Origin of the sequence: Pseudomonas sp. Ost2, assembly GCF_018326065.1 — a bacterium.
GTDB lineage: Bacteria > Pseudomonadota > Gammaproteobacteria > Pseudomonadales > Pseudomonadaceae > Aquipseudomonas > Aquipseudomonas gingeri.
In genome coordinates this window covers 961175-977281 of sequence record NZ_AP021904.1, presented here as the reverse complement: position 1 = coordinate 977281, position 16107 = coordinate 961175, and the positions used below count along the sequence as shown (strand labels likewise).

12 protein-coding genes and 1 pseudogene are annotated in these 16107 nt (G+C 53.5%); 2 read left to right on the top strand and 11 right to left on the bottom strand.

Annotation, left to right across the window (positions count from 1 at the left end):
• Positions 1-72 precede the first annotated feature (72 nt).
• From KI243_RS04210 to KI243_RS04190, 6 genes and pseudogenes are all read right to left on the bottom strand, one after another.
• Positions 73-1794: an ABC-three component system protein gene (locus tag KI243_RS04210; protein WP_212810521.1), complete on the bottom strand. Its 1722-nt coding sequence runs from the start codon at positions 1792-1794 to the stop codon at positions 73-75.
• Positions 1791-2042 (bottom strand): ABC-three component system middle component 6, encoded by a 252-nt coding sequence (locus KI243_RS33160; RefSeq protein WP_348529735.1) that lies wholly within the window; start codon positions 2040-2042, stop codon positions 1791-1793. Before KI243_RS33160 ends, KI243_RS04210 begins: the two co-directional genes overlap by 4 nt.
• Positions 2039-2958: pseudogene (locus KI243_RS04205) on the bottom strand (ABC-three component system protein). Before KI243_RS04205 ends, KI243_RS33160 begins: the two are co-directional and overlap by 4 nt.
• A 756-nt stretch (positions 2959-3714) precedes the next feature.
• Positions 3715-5307 (bottom strand): choline dehydrogenase, encoded by a 1593-nt coding sequence (locus KI243_RS04200; protein ID WP_212810519.1) that lies wholly within the window; start codon positions 5305-5307, stop codon positions 3715-3717.
• Positions 5297-5656 (bottom strand): cupin domain-containing protein, encoded by a 360-nt coding sequence (locus KI243_RS04195; protein ID WP_212810518.1) that lies wholly within the window; start codon positions 5654-5656, stop codon positions 5297-5299. The genes KI243_RS04200 and KI243_RS04195 overlap by 11 nt, the downstream gene beginning before the upstream one ends.
• A gap of 52 nt (positions 5657-5708) precedes the next feature.
• Positions 5709-6902, bottom strand: coding sequence for a Xaa-Pro peptidase family protein (locus tag KI243_RS04190; protein ID WP_212810517.1), 1194 nt, complete (start codon positions 6900-6902; stop codon positions 5709-5711).
• Positions 6903-6995: 93 nt separating this feature from the next.
• Between KI243_RS04190 and KI243_RS04185 the strand changes: the two genes are divergently transcribed.
• Positions 6996-7850 carry a LysR family transcriptional regulator gene (locus KI243_RS04185; protein ID WP_212810516.1) on the top strand — a complete coding sequence of 285 codons (855 nt, stop codon included), beginning with the start codon at positions 6996-6998 and terminating at the stop codon, positions 7848-7850.
• 128 nt (positions 7851-7978) lie between these two features.
• Here the strand turns inward: KI243_RS04185 and KI243_RS04180 are convergent, their stop codons facing one another.
• From KI243_RS04180 to KI243_RS04170, 3 genes are all read right to left on the bottom strand, one after another.
• Positions 7979-9961, bottom strand: a complete 1983-nt coding sequence (locus tag KI243_RS04180; protein WP_212810515.1) for a methyl-accepting chemotaxis protein — start codon at positions 9959-9961, stop codon at positions 7979-7981.
• A 78-nt stretch (positions 9962-10039) separates the two neighbouring features.
• Positions 10040-11029 carry an LLM class flavin-dependent oxidoreductase gene (locus KI243_RS04175; protein WP_212810514.1) on the bottom strand — a complete coding sequence of 330 codons (990 nt, stop codon included), beginning with the start codon at positions 11027-11029 and terminating at the stop codon, positions 10040-10042.
• Positions 11030-11160: 131 nt separating this feature from the next.
• A complete protein-coding gene (locus KI243_RS04170) occupies positions 11161-12069 on the bottom strand; it encodes an SDR family NAD(P)-dependent oxidoreductase (RefSeq protein ID WP_212810513.1) in 909 nt (302 codons plus the stop codon).
• A gap of 93 nt (positions 12070-12162) precedes the next feature.
• Between KI243_RS04170 and KI243_RS04165 the strand changes: the two genes are divergently transcribed.
• Positions 12163-12600 (top strand): helix-turn-helix domain-containing protein, encoded by a 438-nt coding sequence (locus tag KI243_RS04165; protein ID WP_348529743.1) that lies wholly within the window; start codon positions 12163-12165, stop codon positions 12598-12600.
• Between the two features lie 207 nt (positions 12601-12807).
• Here KI243_RS04165 and KI243_RS04160 read toward each other — a convergent pair whose 3' ends face one another.
• Together KI243_RS04160 and KI243_RS04155 are read right to left on the bottom strand one after the other, a co-directional pair.
• Positions 12808-14175, bottom strand: a complete 1368-nt coding sequence (locus tag KI243_RS04160) for a DUF1329 domain-containing protein (protein WP_212810511.1) — start codon at positions 14173-14175, stop codon at positions 12808-12810.
• A 14-nt stretch (positions 14176-14189) separates the two neighbouring features.
• A complete protein-coding gene (locus tag KI243_RS04155) occupies positions 14190-16046 on the bottom strand; it encodes a DUF1302 domain-containing protein (protein WP_212810510.1) in 1857 nt (618 codons plus the stop codon).
• Positions 16047-16107: the final 61 nt, after the last annotated feature.

The window sequence follows — 16107 nt, the reverse complement described above, 5'->3', positions numbered from 1 at the left end:
TTAGGCCTCACAGCCATACTACCGATTCCCCCGCAACCTCATCACCACGGCAATTACACTTCTCAGTAGCTTTTAGCCGAATCGAATACCGAACAGTCCGCCGTCCTCTGTGGCATCGGTCAAACGTGTAGGAATCACATAGTCGTTGAGATCGAAGCCATCGACGGCTTCCTTAAACGCATCGTCTTCATTCATTGTCACGATGTACTGGAAGCCCAACTCATGCGAAATCTCGGCGCCAAGACGCAGGGCGCTGATGACTTGGCGACCATCAACACCATCGAACAAATGGCTATCATGGACCAGAAATCCTGGTCCAATCTGGCGCCTGGCGCACAAGCGCATGAGCATCATGTCGAAGCAAAAAATCTGCATGTTCTTGATGCCTTTGCTGCGCTGACCCTGCATTGGGAACTTGAGCACCGGGCCGTTTGAGGTTTCATCAATCGTCATACTGCCAGCGGACTCATACAGTCTCTGCGAGGTCTCCTCGAACGCAACAATGGCTTCCGCCACCCTATCCTTTTGTTCAGAAAAGTCACGTCGCAGGCGGATCGTAAGGCGGTTGCGCTCAATCTCCAACTCATTCTTCGTGCCTTCGAGCTGCTCCGCGGCTTCGAACCGCTGCCGCAGTGACTCTACTTCGGACTCCAGTCGCCCTAGCTCCCCCTGCAGCTTTAGGAATTGCTCCAGCGCACCATGGCTTTTAAGAATACCCAGTATTTCGCCACGTCGCCGGTCGAGCTGAACCTTCTTACCGTCTCGCAGCTCAATACGCAGTTTTGCCGCCTCGAGCTCACTAGATAAGTAGTCTTTACGATTTCGCACGACCGACTCATGAAAGCTCTTTACGTCCTCATAGCGTCGCTTTACCAATCCTGGAAGCACGACACCTGCTTCTTCATATACAGCCTGAAGGTCTTCGAGATGAGGAGGAATTTCGGAGGCCAACGCGCCTTCCAGGTCACGGATAGCCGTAAAGTCAATGGTATTGGCATTAGCCAAATCATTGAGCTGGCGCGTCAGTGAAGAGCTTTCAACTTCCAGCTCCCGGTATTCCGGTAACACCTGGAACATTCCTATTTCTGCATGGAGTTTTTTAAGACGCGCTTCCTGCAGGGTCAACTGCGTACGCAAGTCTGCAGCCTTACCGATGATCGAACCGAATGCGCCTGCTCCGGCCGCCTTCTTCAATTCTTCAAGAGTCTTTTCACGGTCTCGAACAGCTTGCCAATCGCGTGCAATCTGCCAATCCAATCCGAGCAGGAACATTAGCGCAATTTGCATATCGCCTGTTCCTTGCATCGCGGCCTGCTTCTCCGGCGTCATAAAGGCACCACTTGCCTGACGGCGCACGAAGTAAGCAAACAGTGATCGGAACGAAGGAGGTTTGCTACCAGAGGCTTCGAGGCTGCTCAGGCCGAACATTTGCTCACCGAGAAACGCACACCACTCGCTTGCCGAGAACTTGACCTTAGATGCCGGGGGTGTTGTCACGAAGATCTTGGCTTTGGAGCCGCCACTGCGCTCAACAACAGTGCGGCCATCCTTCAAATCAAAGTCCATGCCGAAGAGATACTCGGCCAGTTCCTGCGTGCGAAAAATGGACTCCGGACCGGCTTCAGAACCTGTCAAGAAATGCACGAGCTCGACGAAGCTGGATTTACCTGCACGATTGCGCGTTTGCTTGCTACTTGCACCCTCCGTCTTTTGAGCGAGCAGCACATTCAGACCAGGCTTCAGATCATCTAGTCTTTTGAAAGTCGGCAGCGAGCTGAATATGTGATGAATCATTCTGTACTCCGTGCTACCAGGCCGCCGTCAAGTTCGATGGTCCCAAGGGAAAATAAAAGATCAAGTGCAAGTAAAAACCAGTCGTACGTAATGCGACGTGGCGGTACGGCAGTCAGCCGTTCGTCGAACCTATTCAGCTCCTCCCATAACGCGGAGACTGTCCTCGGCCGCGCGAGATAAGTCAGAACGTGTGCTCCAACGGTTAGCAATGCGCGCTCGTGCGAAAGATGTTTAGACGGCAAGATCATGATGTCCTCACCGTTTGGGCATCTTCGAAGATCTCACATTCGTCAAACAGGTATGCCATTACAGCCAGCACTGCCGCCTTGTGTGTGGGCGTGGAATTAACCGTCCCCCCGCCCAGGCTTCGAGTCGTCCAAATATTTCGTCGGGATGAAGCCGGGGCGTCCTATCCCTCATGGCTACATATTCATTCTTGAATGCCAAAGCAATCTGCTCGCCGTACGTAGGATTGCTCCAGTTGTTGAAAAACTGCGCAACGAGAGGCGACTTTTGCATGCCAATCTTCAAGAAATCGGCGACGGGCTGAGATAGGAGGTTAGCCTCGATTTTCCCACGCGATACATCCTTCACTTCACTTGTCGTAGGTACGGGAGTGATGCAGATGTGAGTGAGCACGGCTACCAAGTCGCCATAACCCAAATTGACGTTCGCCTCCATCGTCAACGAGGGTCCGAACCAAGACTCAAGATCCAGCAAACTCAACTGACGGAACTTCGCAAGCATCTCATCGTATCCACAGTGGCCGATTTTGACGTGCGGATTTTCGTGGCCGAGCCTAGCTAATGCTTCAATGATGTGAGGTCCCAAACGACCATCAGGCGCATTGTGGACGAAGGTCCACTCACCGAAATATTTCTCCCAGTAATCTCTGGCCCCTTCGAAATCCTCATTGATCTTCTTGATTGCTTCGGAGGCGCTCATGTCATTGGGGGCGTAGCTCTGGAAAAGGATCCGTGCCGACGGTAGGTATCCATCGTTCTTCCGATCACCAACATTGCCCCATGGGCGGCAAGCCATGAAATCGTTAGGATGTGCCTTCGACATCAGCTTCTCGAACAGGCGTTGAAATCCATCCCCCTTAGACTCCAAGAAGGCAATGCGGAAATCTTTTTCGTAGTTGAGTTGCTGTATGCGATCCATGCGTTCAAGGCCGTGACTGGTTTTTTTTGAGATTTCTCCAGGCAACACTTATGACGCCTTGGAATTTGGTAGGGCATGTGCACATTCAAATCGAAGCGATTCGGAGGAGCGGAATCCGGAGGATATGGGGAACCAACAGATCCATTTCGGCCAACACCTTGGTGCTTCCTCTTGTACACGCCCCCCCCAAATCCAAGCGTGAACGACATCAGTTCAGGCCATTACATACGATCATCATTGTGGCCCAATCGAAGCAGCCCGTCATTTCCTTTATGGCATAAAGCGATCAAGCGTCGCAGCTTAGCGTCATTTATCTAGCCAACGTCCCACCTAGCTTTTGCCCAGCATCCTACTTCGGACGGGAAGCAGGATCAGCATTCGCCCCCATCAAAATATCAACTCCAGCGGCTCGAACAAAAACTTTACGCCTACTCAAATGGCAAGCTGATGTTTGAATCTCGTTTCCGGGCCTGGTGCCAGCACAATCTGCAAGCCAATACGGATTTACTAGGTTGATGTCACATCAAGACACGCATAACGAAGGCCGCGACGATTCCCCGCGCTGACTTCGACCACTAAAAGAAAATCTGGAAGATCCCAGCGGAGCGCATGTAGAAGCGATGGCTTCAAAATACGACTCAAAATGGTTGACTTCGAAAATCAATACGACTGAGCTCGTTGCAGTGCTGGGTGTCCTGAAGCTGGTTTCACTTAGATGTTGAGAGCGGGAAATGAACACGGGTACTGACGTCCTTGTCATAACAACACGTCGACCAATTTTTCAGCCAACATGATTGTTGCCGCATTAATATTCGCGCTAGGTACCGAAGGCATGATGGACGCGTCGATCACCCGCAAATTGCCTACGCCGTGAACACGTCCCTTTTCATCAACGACAGCTAATGGATCGCTACTCTCTCCCATCTTGCAAGTTCCGCAGGGGTGATAGGCGCTAGACGCATCCTCACGAATGAACTCATCGAGTGCAGCGTCATCGCTGATATCGAAGCCCGGCGTATGCTCCTTGAAATGGAAAGCCTTGAAGGCCGGTTGGCGGGAAACCTTGATACCGATCCGCAGGGCCTCACGCATGACTTTCCAGTCTTCCTCTGCTGCTAAGTAGTTAGGATCGATAAGCAGTGAGTCATCCGGGTTGCGACTTTTTAACTTCACTTGACCTCGACTGACGGGGCGCATAGGCCCTACGCCTATTCGATAGCCGTAAGTGGTTGGTGTAGGAATCCAATCCTTGTCGAAAAACACGGGGAAAAAGTGAAACTGGATGTCAGGGTGTGGAACGCTTTGATCGCTGCGGATGAAGGCGCCGACGTGGCACTGATTGACCGCCGCTACCCCCTTTTTTTGGAGGAACCACTGTACGCCGGCAATTAGCATTCGGTGCAGCTGCAGTTCCCTATTCAACGATACCGGTTTCTTGGTTTCGATTTGAATGTGGCACTCCAAATGATCCTGAAGGTTTTGCCCGACCCCCGGAATATCTGCAACGCAAGTGATGCCGTGCTCCTCCAGATGCTTCCGCGGTCCGATACCTGAGAGCATCAACACATGCGGGGTCCCAAACACGCCGCAGGATAGGATGGTTTCACGGCGCGCGATAACGTCGATTTCACGTCCCCGGTGGCGCACTTTCAACCCCACCGCTTTACCGCGCTCAAGGTTGATCTTGAGGATCTTGCAGCCTGTCCAGACCGTCATGCGCTTTAATGCGTTGTCCCGGTGTAAGTACCCATAGGCAGTACTGTTACGGACCCCGTTGTCTACGCTCATTTCAAAGCGAGAGACACCTTCCTGCTGAAGACCATTCACATCGGCAGTGAACGGAAGCCCTGCCTCGATCCCCGCGTCGATGAACGCTTGATTCAGTGGGCTCAAGTCTTCTTGGCGTTGAGCCCGAATGGGACCTCCGCGACCGCGGTAAGGACTTTGGATACTGCTGTTTTCAATTTTCATGAAGTACGGAAGGCAATTTCGCCATCCCCACCCTTTGGCACCCTCACTCTCCCAACGGTCGTAATCCATGGGGTGGCCGCGTAGCCAGGTCATCCCGTTGATAGAGGACGATCCCCCTAATACCTTGCCACGAGGTTGTAGGACCTTGCGCTGGTTCAGGTGTGCTTGTTCGGCGGTCTCAAACCAGTAATTGTACTTGGAGGATGGCTTGAAAATGGACCGTAAGCCGGCTGGCATCCGAATGACCCAGGACTTGTCATTTGGGCCTGCTTCGAGCAGCAAGACGCGGTGCCCCGCGTCGGCCAACCGCCTGGCAACGACACAGCCTGCCGAGCCCGCACCGCCAACCACGTAGTCAAACTCAAACTTATTCGCCATGGGATTGCCCCTCAGGCAGAGAAGTCGGCTGGCGACGGTTCGCAATGTCAAAACCATCGTGGTAACAGAATCGGTTTTCAAGCGGTGCAGAGATATGCCACTGACCCGAGACACCCGGCTGAATAGTCACAAAGTCCCCAGGTGCAACGTCCACACTTTCGCCAGTGCTGAGCTGGATAACCGCCGCGCCGGCTTGGACCAGAAAGGAAACCTCTCTGTCGTAGTGATGGTTGTAGATGCTGTCCGCGCAGCACCAGACATCCCAGTTGGCGGTTTTACGTTGAGTGTCTGGAGAGGCTAGCTGGCGGGATAGGTACGATAATTTCAGATCGCGGTTGATTGCAGACATGATTTTGAGCCTAGTGATTTGAATGGCGGTCGGGCGAATTAAAAGAACGGCGTTAGAAGTACTGCTCCTCAAACCCAAGATTCGAAAGTGGTACCGGGCCGTGCTCTGTAATTAGGATTGGTTGCTCAAGTTTTACGCCTTCCCTGCCGCCGACCTTGCCGATGTAACTTTCGACGCAAACCGTCATGCCGGCCTCAAATCTTCCGCTGTATTGCCAAGTCGCGGCATCGTCAGGGTAATAGACCACCGGGAACTCGACTCCAAAGCCGATGCCGTGAACCATCTCGGCGTAACGGTTGGGCAAGTAGATGTCGTGCATTTTCCAGGACTTGTCGATGAACTCGGCAAACTCGAGTTCTGGCTTCAACAGGCTAATGTTGTGCTGCAATTGCTCGTAAGCGTGGGCATACAGTCGCCGCTGCTCGTCTGTGGCCTGACCGCCTCCCATGACGAAGGAACGCGTTTGGTCGGTGAAAATGCCGTCCGGGCCAATGAGATCACTGTCGAATACCACCATCTCGCCGGCGGTGATGGATTTTTCGGATGCCTCAGTAAACCAAGGATTGGTGTGCTGGCCGGACGCCAAAAGCCGCGTTTCCTGATACTCGCCGCCATGTTCGATGTTGAACTGGTTCACCAGCGACAATAGATAATTCTCCGTTACGCCGGGTACAGCCTGTTCACGCATGAAGGTGATTGCATCACTGCACACCGACATGGATCGTTTGATTACTTCGATCTCATAATCGGATTTGATTGACTTGGCCATTTCAAGCGGGCCTTTGGCATCCTTGATCGTTACCCCGTTACGCTCCAAAGCACGCAACGGCAAAAGGTCAGCCCGATCAAGTCCCAACACCGCGTCAGCACCGCAGGTTTCGCGTAGAAGAGCGGTCACCTCATTGGCCCACGACTCTGCGTGCTCCAGCGAACGGTTCCCGGAACCAAAGTAGTCCCAGGACTTTGCGGGACGTGTCTCGCTGATCGTCTCCAAGTCGTCCGACAGATGCTTTGCGCCACCGTAATCAAACAGCACGACAGGCCCATTCACTGGTACGAAGACGTAGCGGGAGAGATGGTGCGAAGTCCAAACCTGCATGTTGCGACAGCCCGTGGCGTATCGCAGATTCAGAGGGTCGAACAGGATCGCAGCGTCGATACCGAATTGTGCGAGTAGTTGACGGGTTCTTTTCAGGCGGTAGGCCCGAAGTTCTACCTCTTTGTCTCTGATTGGATGTTGAGTCATGGCCGCTCTCCTCAGGCTTTTTTAAACCTTAATCGCGGCGTATGATTCCCTCAAACGAATCTATTTGAACTTGTAGTTCAAGGAAATTGAATTATGAACGTCGCGCTGGACCTTGAGCTCATCAACACGTTTTTGACAGTGATCGCTACCGGCGGGCAAAAGACCGCAGCCGCGCAGCTTCACAAATCGCCCTCGGCCATCAGCATGCAACTCAAGCGGTTGGAGGATATGTTGGGTTGCAGGGTGCTGGAGCGAAACAACCAAGGCATAACACTGACCGATGCAGGACATACCGTCAGGGCCCATGGCGAGTTGCTGATGAGGACAAATAATTTGCTGCTCGCCGATTTGCGTCGTCATGAAATGAGTGGCGTGGTGAGCTTTGGCGCTCCTACTGACTACGGACCAGCGCTCATCCACAAGCTTCTTCCATTGCTGGCCAACGAGTTTCCGCTCATTGAACCCAAGGTCGTCCTGGAACCCAGCCGGATGTTGCGTGGACGCGTCAAGGCTGGCGAAATTGATGTCGCGATTGTTGCCTGCGAGGTGGGTAAGGAGTCGAGTGATGTTTTATGGGCCGAAAGTGTCAGCTGGTTTGGGCAATGCAGATCGGGGGCTGAGGCCGAGAAAATTGCATTGCTGTCCACCGATTGCGTATTGCGCGATATGACGATGAATTCACTCAACTCAATGCAGATCAGCCATAAAGTCGTTTTTGAATCCACCAGTGTCAGCACTCTGGTGGATGCAGTATGCGCCGACTTTGGATCTGCTCTTCTCCCGGTGTCCCTGGTTAACGAAAGACCTGAACTTGGACGGCTGGCGCGCCAGGATTTTACAGCTCCACAGGTAATGCAATTCGAGATACTGACATCGCCTGCGCTGGAGTCTGAAGATACAGAACGTCTGAAGAAGCGATTGATAGGTGCCTGGTGGTCAGCCAATTGAGTACCACCGCTCGTCGCAGGCGTCAGCTTCAATCGCTCTAACCTCCAGCACCTAATGCCCCTAACCAACAAGTCTTCAGAAAGGGGCTTCGGTTGCTCACGCTTGGGATGAAATCATCCGTGGTCATCTCAATCTTTGAACTGCGTCAGTTGCTGGTTTAAGGCACCGGCCTGTTCGCGTAGTTGCAGCGATTGATCCAGCAAGCCGCGGATCGCGTAATCGTTCTCCTCTGAGATGCGGCTAACACCCTGGATGGCGACGGAAAGCTGCTCACCAGTTGCCGCCTGGCTTTGCGTCTGGCGTGCCACCTCGCTGATACGTGTCAGGATATCTTTCGCATGCTGGCGAATTTTATCGACGCCTTCGGTCGAAGTGGTCATCTGCACCACTCCTTGGCGAACCGCTTCGCCAACCATCTGGACGTTGGTAACGGTGTTGCGTACATCCGAACCGATGGCGCCGATCATCTCGTCGATTTCTGCTGTAGAGCGGCTGGTGCGCTCTGCCAGTTGCCGCACCTCATCTGCTACGACCGCGAAGCCGCGGCCTTGCTCTCCCGCTCTTGCCGCTTCAATTGCTGCATTAAGGGCCAAGAGATTGGTTTGTTCGGCAATACTGTGGATGACCTCGATGATGCCGGCGATCTGCTGCGAGCGCACCTCAAGTTCGCCGACTGTTCCTGCCACCGCATCCATGGTTTTATCGATGTGAGTGAATCCCGCCAGTGTCAGGGTCATGTCATCGGAAATATGGGAGGTCAGCACTTCTGTGTTTCGTGCTAGCTGCTCAACGTCGTCTGTTTGCTGAGACATCTCGGTAACCGAATGCGCCAGCGCGATAACGCCGTTGGCCATCTCCTCCGTCGCGGCATGTTGAGACGTGGCCCGCTCTGCAACGGCTCCAGTCGCACTGCTTAAATGATCGGAGACTTTTATCAGTGTCGCACTGCTGTGGCGTATAGATCCCACCAGATCACTTAGGCGTTTTATGAACTGGTTAAAGGCTGCAGCCAATTTGCCAGTTTCATCGGCGCTGCGCTGGTCGAAGCGCAGTCCCAATTCGCCTTTCCAAGCCTGGATTCCAACGGTGAGCCCTGAAAGTGGGCGCATCTGCCACGACAGCAGATACCAGAGGGCTATCGCTAAAACTAATAGAGCCACCAAGCCGATCACGACCGCCGTATGAAGGAATTGATCAATACCTTTCAGGGCTTCGTTGAGTGGATAAGCCACCAGCAAAGCCCAATTGTTTGGTGCTTTGCCAATGCGTACCGGTTGCAGCACATACCCCCATCCGTTGCGCTCAAAACGATAGGCCTGCCCAGCTTTAATAGCGTCTTTTGCGGGTGTCGGCAGATCATCGGCAAGCTGGCTTAAGCGCTCGGAATCAGGGTGACTGGCGTAGAGTCCGTCACTGGAGACGAGTGCACCATAGCCCTTAAATACGTTAATTTTTGAGAGCTGCCTGTTGATACCCTCAAGCGGGAGATCTACGCCTGCCACGCCCAAGGCATCTCCGTCCAGCAACAATGGAACCATGATCGACACCATCATCTGTTGCTGACCATTTTGAGTTTCATAGCTAAACGGCTCAGAGGCCCATGGTTGATGGGAATTCAGTGGCCGATAGTAATATTGGTTGTCGATATCTTCCGGCGCATAGCCAGCCAGCGGCTCAGACGTTACTTCTCCATTTGCGCGGTTCCAATACACAAGGTAACGACCCGTTGCGTCATGGTTTGGTTGGTTGGCAAATTCACTGTCTTTGCCATCGAAAGCATTCGCTTCCCAAAACTGCCCCAGCCCCGATAATTGCGGATTAACCTCAAGTAGCTCGCGGGTGAGAGCATCAGCGGTCTTACGGTCGACATGTTGTTGCTGCATAGCCATGGCTACGCTGGCCAGTGATTCCGCGACTGTAAAGGCAACTCCGAGCTCGACTTCTACTTCTTTCGCGTTGGCTTTGACGACCGTATCGACAAGATTGGAGGTTTCTTTTACGGATGAGCCATATGCGATATACGCGACCGAGCCAAGCAGTGCCGCCATGACGCATACGGTTCCGATCAGGGCAGTCCAAAATAACTTAAAAAGCAAAGTTCGATTAGGCATGAGAGTTCTCAAGTCGAAACGTCACCCAGCACCAGGCCGTGACGTTGTGAGTCATGGTCGGGGGAGAGCATTTACAACCTATATGCCTATAGTTTTATCCGCCGCGATTTCCAATGATCGCAGGCGTTTTGGGTGCTCAAATATCTGGGATACGAGTATCAATTCATCGATACCATGAATCGCAGCAAAATCTTTGAGGTGCCCCGGCACTGTGCGTGCTCCGCCAATCACGGCCAATGACAGATAGTCCTTGAGCAACAGGTGGCTATTCGAATCTAAGTTTTCGAGATAACCATCTATGGGGGCGGGTAGGTACCCTGGGCGTCCCATGCGCTGGTTAATAAAAGCTTGCTGCATTGAGCTAGCTAAAAAGCGCGCTTCCTCATCACTTTCCCCCGCAATAACATTCAGTGAGACCATCACATATGGCTCACTAAGCCGTTCGGACGGACGAAAATGCTCACGATAAACGCTGAGAGCGGCTTCCAGTGCTTGCGGACCAATGTGCGCAGCGAACGCAAACGGTAAGCCAAGATAGGCTGCGAGGTGAGCACCAAAGATTGAGGAACCCAGCATCCAGATTGGGACCTCCAGACCGGCACCAGGTACTGCTTGCACTGCCTGACCTTCGATTGCCGGCTGGAACAAATCGATCAACTCCGCTACGTCCAACGGAAAGCGATCCTCGTCGCCGTTCGGATTTCGCCGCATGGCTCGCGCGGTAATCTGATCTGCGCCTGGAGCACGTCCGACCCCAAGATCAATACGACCGGGATAGAGCGATTCCAAAGTGCCAAACTGTTCAGCAATGGCCAACGGTGGATGATTAGGCAGCATAATTCCGCCCGCACCTACGCGAATTGTGCTGGTGCCGGCGGCCACATAACCGATGGCTACGGAGGTTGCTGCGCTGGCAATGCCCGGCATATTGTGGTGCTCAGCAAGCCAAAAGCGGCGGTACCCAAGGCGCTCGGCATGACGAGCGACATCTAGGCTGTGGCGCAAGGCCTGGCCTGGGTCGGAACCTTGGGCGACATGGGCGACGTCGAGTACGGACAGTACTGTCATAGCGTTCTCTTATAGGCTAGAGATTAGGGCGCATTGATGAATCTGCACCACCTTGAGATCGTTGATTTGGTTCACTATGAAGGCCGCTCTCGGAAAGCGGTCTTCATGGAGTAAGCCCAGCTAAGTGGTTGTCACTTTTTTGGGTTTGCTGCCGCTGAGAGAGCTACTCGCTTCTCGATCAAAAAGTCTTGGAAGCTTCGAGCCCGTGTGCCGGTGAGACGCTCCACCAAGTCACTTGCAGAGTCGAAGTCACCCTGACGAGTTGTGGCGTCGATGGCTGTGAGATGTTTAGCGACGGGAGGTGGAAGGCCAGCGCTGATAAGGCCCTGCTCGCGCACCTCATCTGTGACGTGATCCAACGTGACCGTAATGTCGAAAACGTCATCGACAATTGCGGCGATTTCATTCGCGGACAGAGCTTCTGCCCCGCCGAGGTCAATGCGACCGAGTACTTCAGAACTTGTTAAAACGGCAGCGGCAGCGCGTGCCACATCCCTGCGATCTATGTACGCAGTACGCCCTCTTCCAGCCGCTGTTGTCCATTGCCCGGACGCCAAGATCGGCGGTAGCCACCAGAAAACGTTGTCGGTGTAGGCGTTCACTCTCAATATCGTGAATGGAATGCCGCTGCGCTCGATCGCTTGTTCCGTCGCATAATGGATGGGCGCATAAGCAATCAGCGAACCCGGCTCAGGCTTGAGCATGGAGGTATAAACAATTCGCTCCACTTTGGCCTCTACCGCAGCGGCCACAGCCGCTAACTGTCGACGCAAGCGGTCCTCTGCCGAAGTCTTCGCATCGACAGAGATGATGAGAACTCGGTCTACGCCAGCAAATGCGGTGCTGAGCGAGGTTGGGTCATCGAAGTCGACCGTTACAGTCTCCGCGCCTTTGGCCGCGAGCTCTGCGAGCGCTTCTGGATTACGGCTACCAGCGACCACATTTTTCGTGCCTGCCTTAAGCAACTGCTCGACCACTTCACGGCCCAAGTTTCCGCTTGCACCAGTAACGAGCAAGCGAGGATGGGTGTTGATTGACATATAATGGCTTCCTTGAGAAGGTTTCTAAATGAGACCATCCCTAATATATAGACCGCCATCAGGGCACGTAAGGAGGCACTTTTGAGGAACAAGGTGAGCCAAAAGGAACCACTAAAAAGCCTCTCTTCCCAGGTGGTTGAAGCATTTGAGCGACGTGAAGGGACCGAGCCACGGTCTCGCCCCTGTCCGGTGCGGGATGTATTCGACAGGCTTGGGGATAAATGGACCATGCTGCTGATAGTCGCTTTGGCTGCACGCTCGCGTCGGTTTTCTGAGCTGCAGCGCGCCGTTCCCGATATTTCTAAGCGCATGCTTACGCAAACGCTGCGGGATCTAGAGCGTGATGGGCTGATTACGCGTCATGTGTTCCCAACAAAACCTCCAAGTGTCGAATATCGGTTGGCCCCACTCGGCCGATCTTTACTTGATCCGCTTTCCGAGCTAATCAACTGGGCGAATCAGCGATATGCCGAAATCAGTGCGGCTAGGAGGAGTTATGACGACGCCATCTTGGCAACAGAACCTCAGTAGCTGGAATATGTTGATTCACCATCCGTCCCATAACGCCCTCCTGCTGCCTTCCTTTAGAGTTGGTAAATATGTGGTGCACTCAATTTTTCGCTCGATTTGAATAGCTAAACATTATTTTTGACGCAAAAAAAAGCCGCCAGCTGGTGCGGCGGCGAGGTCTCAGGCTTTTGGCCATCGACGAAGTAGCGTCAGGTTTTCCCAGGGTTGTTAGCGAACTCCAGCACTTCTCAAGGCTGCCGGTGTGTAGTCCGCTCCTAGGGCTTTAAAGCCTATCTCCATTGGTTTTACTTCTTCGTTGCGTAGTCCTGAAACGATGTATCGGCCATTGATTAGGTCGTACAGAGCCTCTACGCCCAACCAGGGAATCTGCTTATCGTAGATCTGCGTCATGAAGCCTTCTGCCACTCGCCACAGGGTGTTGCGAGCGTCGTAGTGGTCTGCCAATACGATCTGCCAAGTGTCTTCATCAACGTACATCACGCGCTTGGCATAGATGTGGCGTTGGTCTGGCTTTAAGGTCGCCTCCACTACCCACACACGGTGTAGTTCATAGCGAGGGAGGTCGGCATTCAGATGGCCAGCCTTTACGACATCACTGTATTTCAGCTGTGGGGAGTCGAGCTTGTAGTTGTTGTACGGGATGTAGATTTCCTTTTTTCCCAACAGCTTCCAGTCATAGCGATCGGGTGCACCATTGAACATGTCGAGGTTATCAGCGACGCGCTGGCCCTCCGATGCGGGATACGGACCGTCGTAAGCAATCTGTGGTGCGCGACGCACGCGGCGTTGGCCGGCGTTGTAGACCCAGGCCATACGGGGTTCTTTCACCTGATCAAGTGTTTCGTGAACCAGAACCACATCACCGGCCAAACGAGCCGGAGCCGTAACTAGCTGCTTGTAATAAAACAATACGTTCCCGGGGTTCTTCGGGTCGAAGTCCTTTAGCTGATCCCGATAAGTGAATTGCTGATCGAAGTACACCGGCATGAAGGTGCCGTCTGCCAACGGTGTCGCCTGTACGTGATTTCGACGGATGCTACCGCCCCGATAGCGTGTAAGGTGGTTCCACACCACTTCCAAGCCGCTTTGTGGAATAGGGAACGGTATGGCGAGATCAAAATTATCCAGGCCATTGCCACCCGATATCAGATGGGTATTTACCGCATTGGCGGCAATCGCTTTATAGACTGAGTCCGGCAGGCTCGCGCTACGGTGGCTTGGGTATACCTGCATGCGATAACTATCGGGGTAGCGCCGAAGCATTGCTAGCTGCCCTGGGGTGAGCCTCTCCTGATACTGTGCAGCGTTTTGAGCAGTGATAGTGAACAGCGGTTTCTCATTCGTGAATGGGTCGCTTGGTGCACCATTAACCCCGATTTCGCCGGTGTTTTTGGAGAGGCCGCCAGCCCATGGCGTGATACTGCCATCGGCGTTGCCTGCTCTTTCCGCACCCGTTGGGGTCAAGGTGCTTCCCAGTTTCGCAGCTTCGCCAGCCGATACTGCAGCATGGGTGTTGCCAGCCAGTAGAGCGATGACAATGGCTAATTTAAAACGGAGCAATGCTGTTGTTTTCATTAGGTTGCTTCCACTCAAAAGGAGACACCGACGCTCAGGGCGACGAAATCCCGGTCGATGTTGACGTTGTAATCGCCACCGAAGAAATCGGTATATGCCAAGCTGGCGTTGTAGGTATTCAGGTAGGTTGCATCGAGACCGACGCTGACTGCTTTGGAGCCTTCGTTAAAACCAGGTTCCGGACCGTAACCCGACACATCATGCGACCAGGCAAGGTTGGGCCGTAGCTCAACGCCCGGAATGACGTTGTTGTATTCCCAGATCGCTCGTGCGCGATATCCCCAGGAGTTGCTAGTAGCAAAACCATCGTTGTTGCAGTTGTCCGGCGTCACACTGGTGCTGGTACAGAGGTTGTTGTTTGGGTACAGACGACCTTGACCAAAAGCAGTGCTACGGCCATAGCGCAGACCACCTTTACCTTCCAAGCCTCCGATATGGGTTGCGCCTACTTCGCCAATTAGGGTCACTCGATCAGCGCCCATGACTTGGTCAAAAAAGTGTGTGGCTGTGATCTGCGCTTGCGTCACTTCTTTGCGGCGGTAGCCACTGACATCGCTGCTGTTGGCCAAGGTCACGGCACCGGAAGACAAAACAGGCGAGGCCGCCGGTACTCCAACCGCTGCACTGATCAGGTCCACGGGGTTGATTTGCAGGGGCATGTTTGGTCGATAGCTGAGCTCACCGGATAAGGTGGTACCGCTAGACAAACTGGTGCTGAAACTCAAGCCATATAAGCGAATGTCTTCCGGGTAGTCAGCGAAGTATTTCGAGGTACCGAGGCGATATGCTTGGGCCAGTTGCTGACCAGAGGCACTCCCTAGAAAGCTGTTGCAACCGGCCAGGGGGACGCCGAGATTGCCGCATAATTGCGGAGCAAACCCCACATCCGTGACATGAGGGCTGGTGACGGCACTGATATACGGTTGCCGGCTGTGGTAGTTGAGAAAATAGGCGCCGAACTCGCTGTCGAGCTCTGGAGCGAACCAGCGCAGTGCAGCACCGAACTGCCCACTATCTCGAGCATCACGGTCACCAGCACGAGGAATTTCAATGCCTTCTGAGGTCAGATTGACCCCGAATGGACGTAGGGCGGCTTGCGCTGCTGCGTTGCGGTTGAGAACAGGCCCCACCGGCAGTCCGCCACAGCCATCTGCTATTACATCGTTCTGCGAAAAAAATGTGCCGCAGTTGTCGATGACCGTCTGGTCCCACTCCAATTGGTAGAACGTCTCGGCAGTCAGATTCTCTGTCAGGTTCTGCGATAAGTAGAACATGTTGACCGGAATCAGCCCTTCCTTGATCTCTGCACCAGGACGGCGGAAGGCGGCGATGTCTATGGGGTTGATCGAGTTGATGCCGCCTTGGATAAATGTGCTCTCACCCCAGCTAACAACTTGTTTGCCGACACGCACGGTTCCCGGCAAATCGCCGATCAGATAGTTATGGTAAACAAAAGCATCCAATAGTTGAGCACCTGCTGACTTGGCACCCTCTTTACGGTTGCTGTCATCGATGTCTTTGAACGGGCGGCTTTCGTCCTTGAGCTCAAAGTCATACCAGTACTTACCGCGTACAAATATGCCGGAATCGCCGTATTTCAATTCGAGGTCATGAATGCCCTTGAACACTTTCGAGAAGGTATCGCCCTTGCCGAAATTACGCTTGCCGTCATCCGCACTATGGCTGTTCAGCAGCTCTGGATCAGGGTTACGCAATGCCCAGCTGGCACCCACCGACAGCGATGAGTCCAACTGCCCCTGAATTTCGCCAATGTTGAAATTCACGGCATATACGGGTGCACTGATACCGCTTGCAAGACTGATGGTCAGCGGCAAATAGAGCTGTCGCCCAATTGGAGGTTTACGCATCATAACCGTCACTACCTCTTGTTGTTTTTGTGGAGGTGTTCCCGACCTGCCGCTGTTTTTTGGG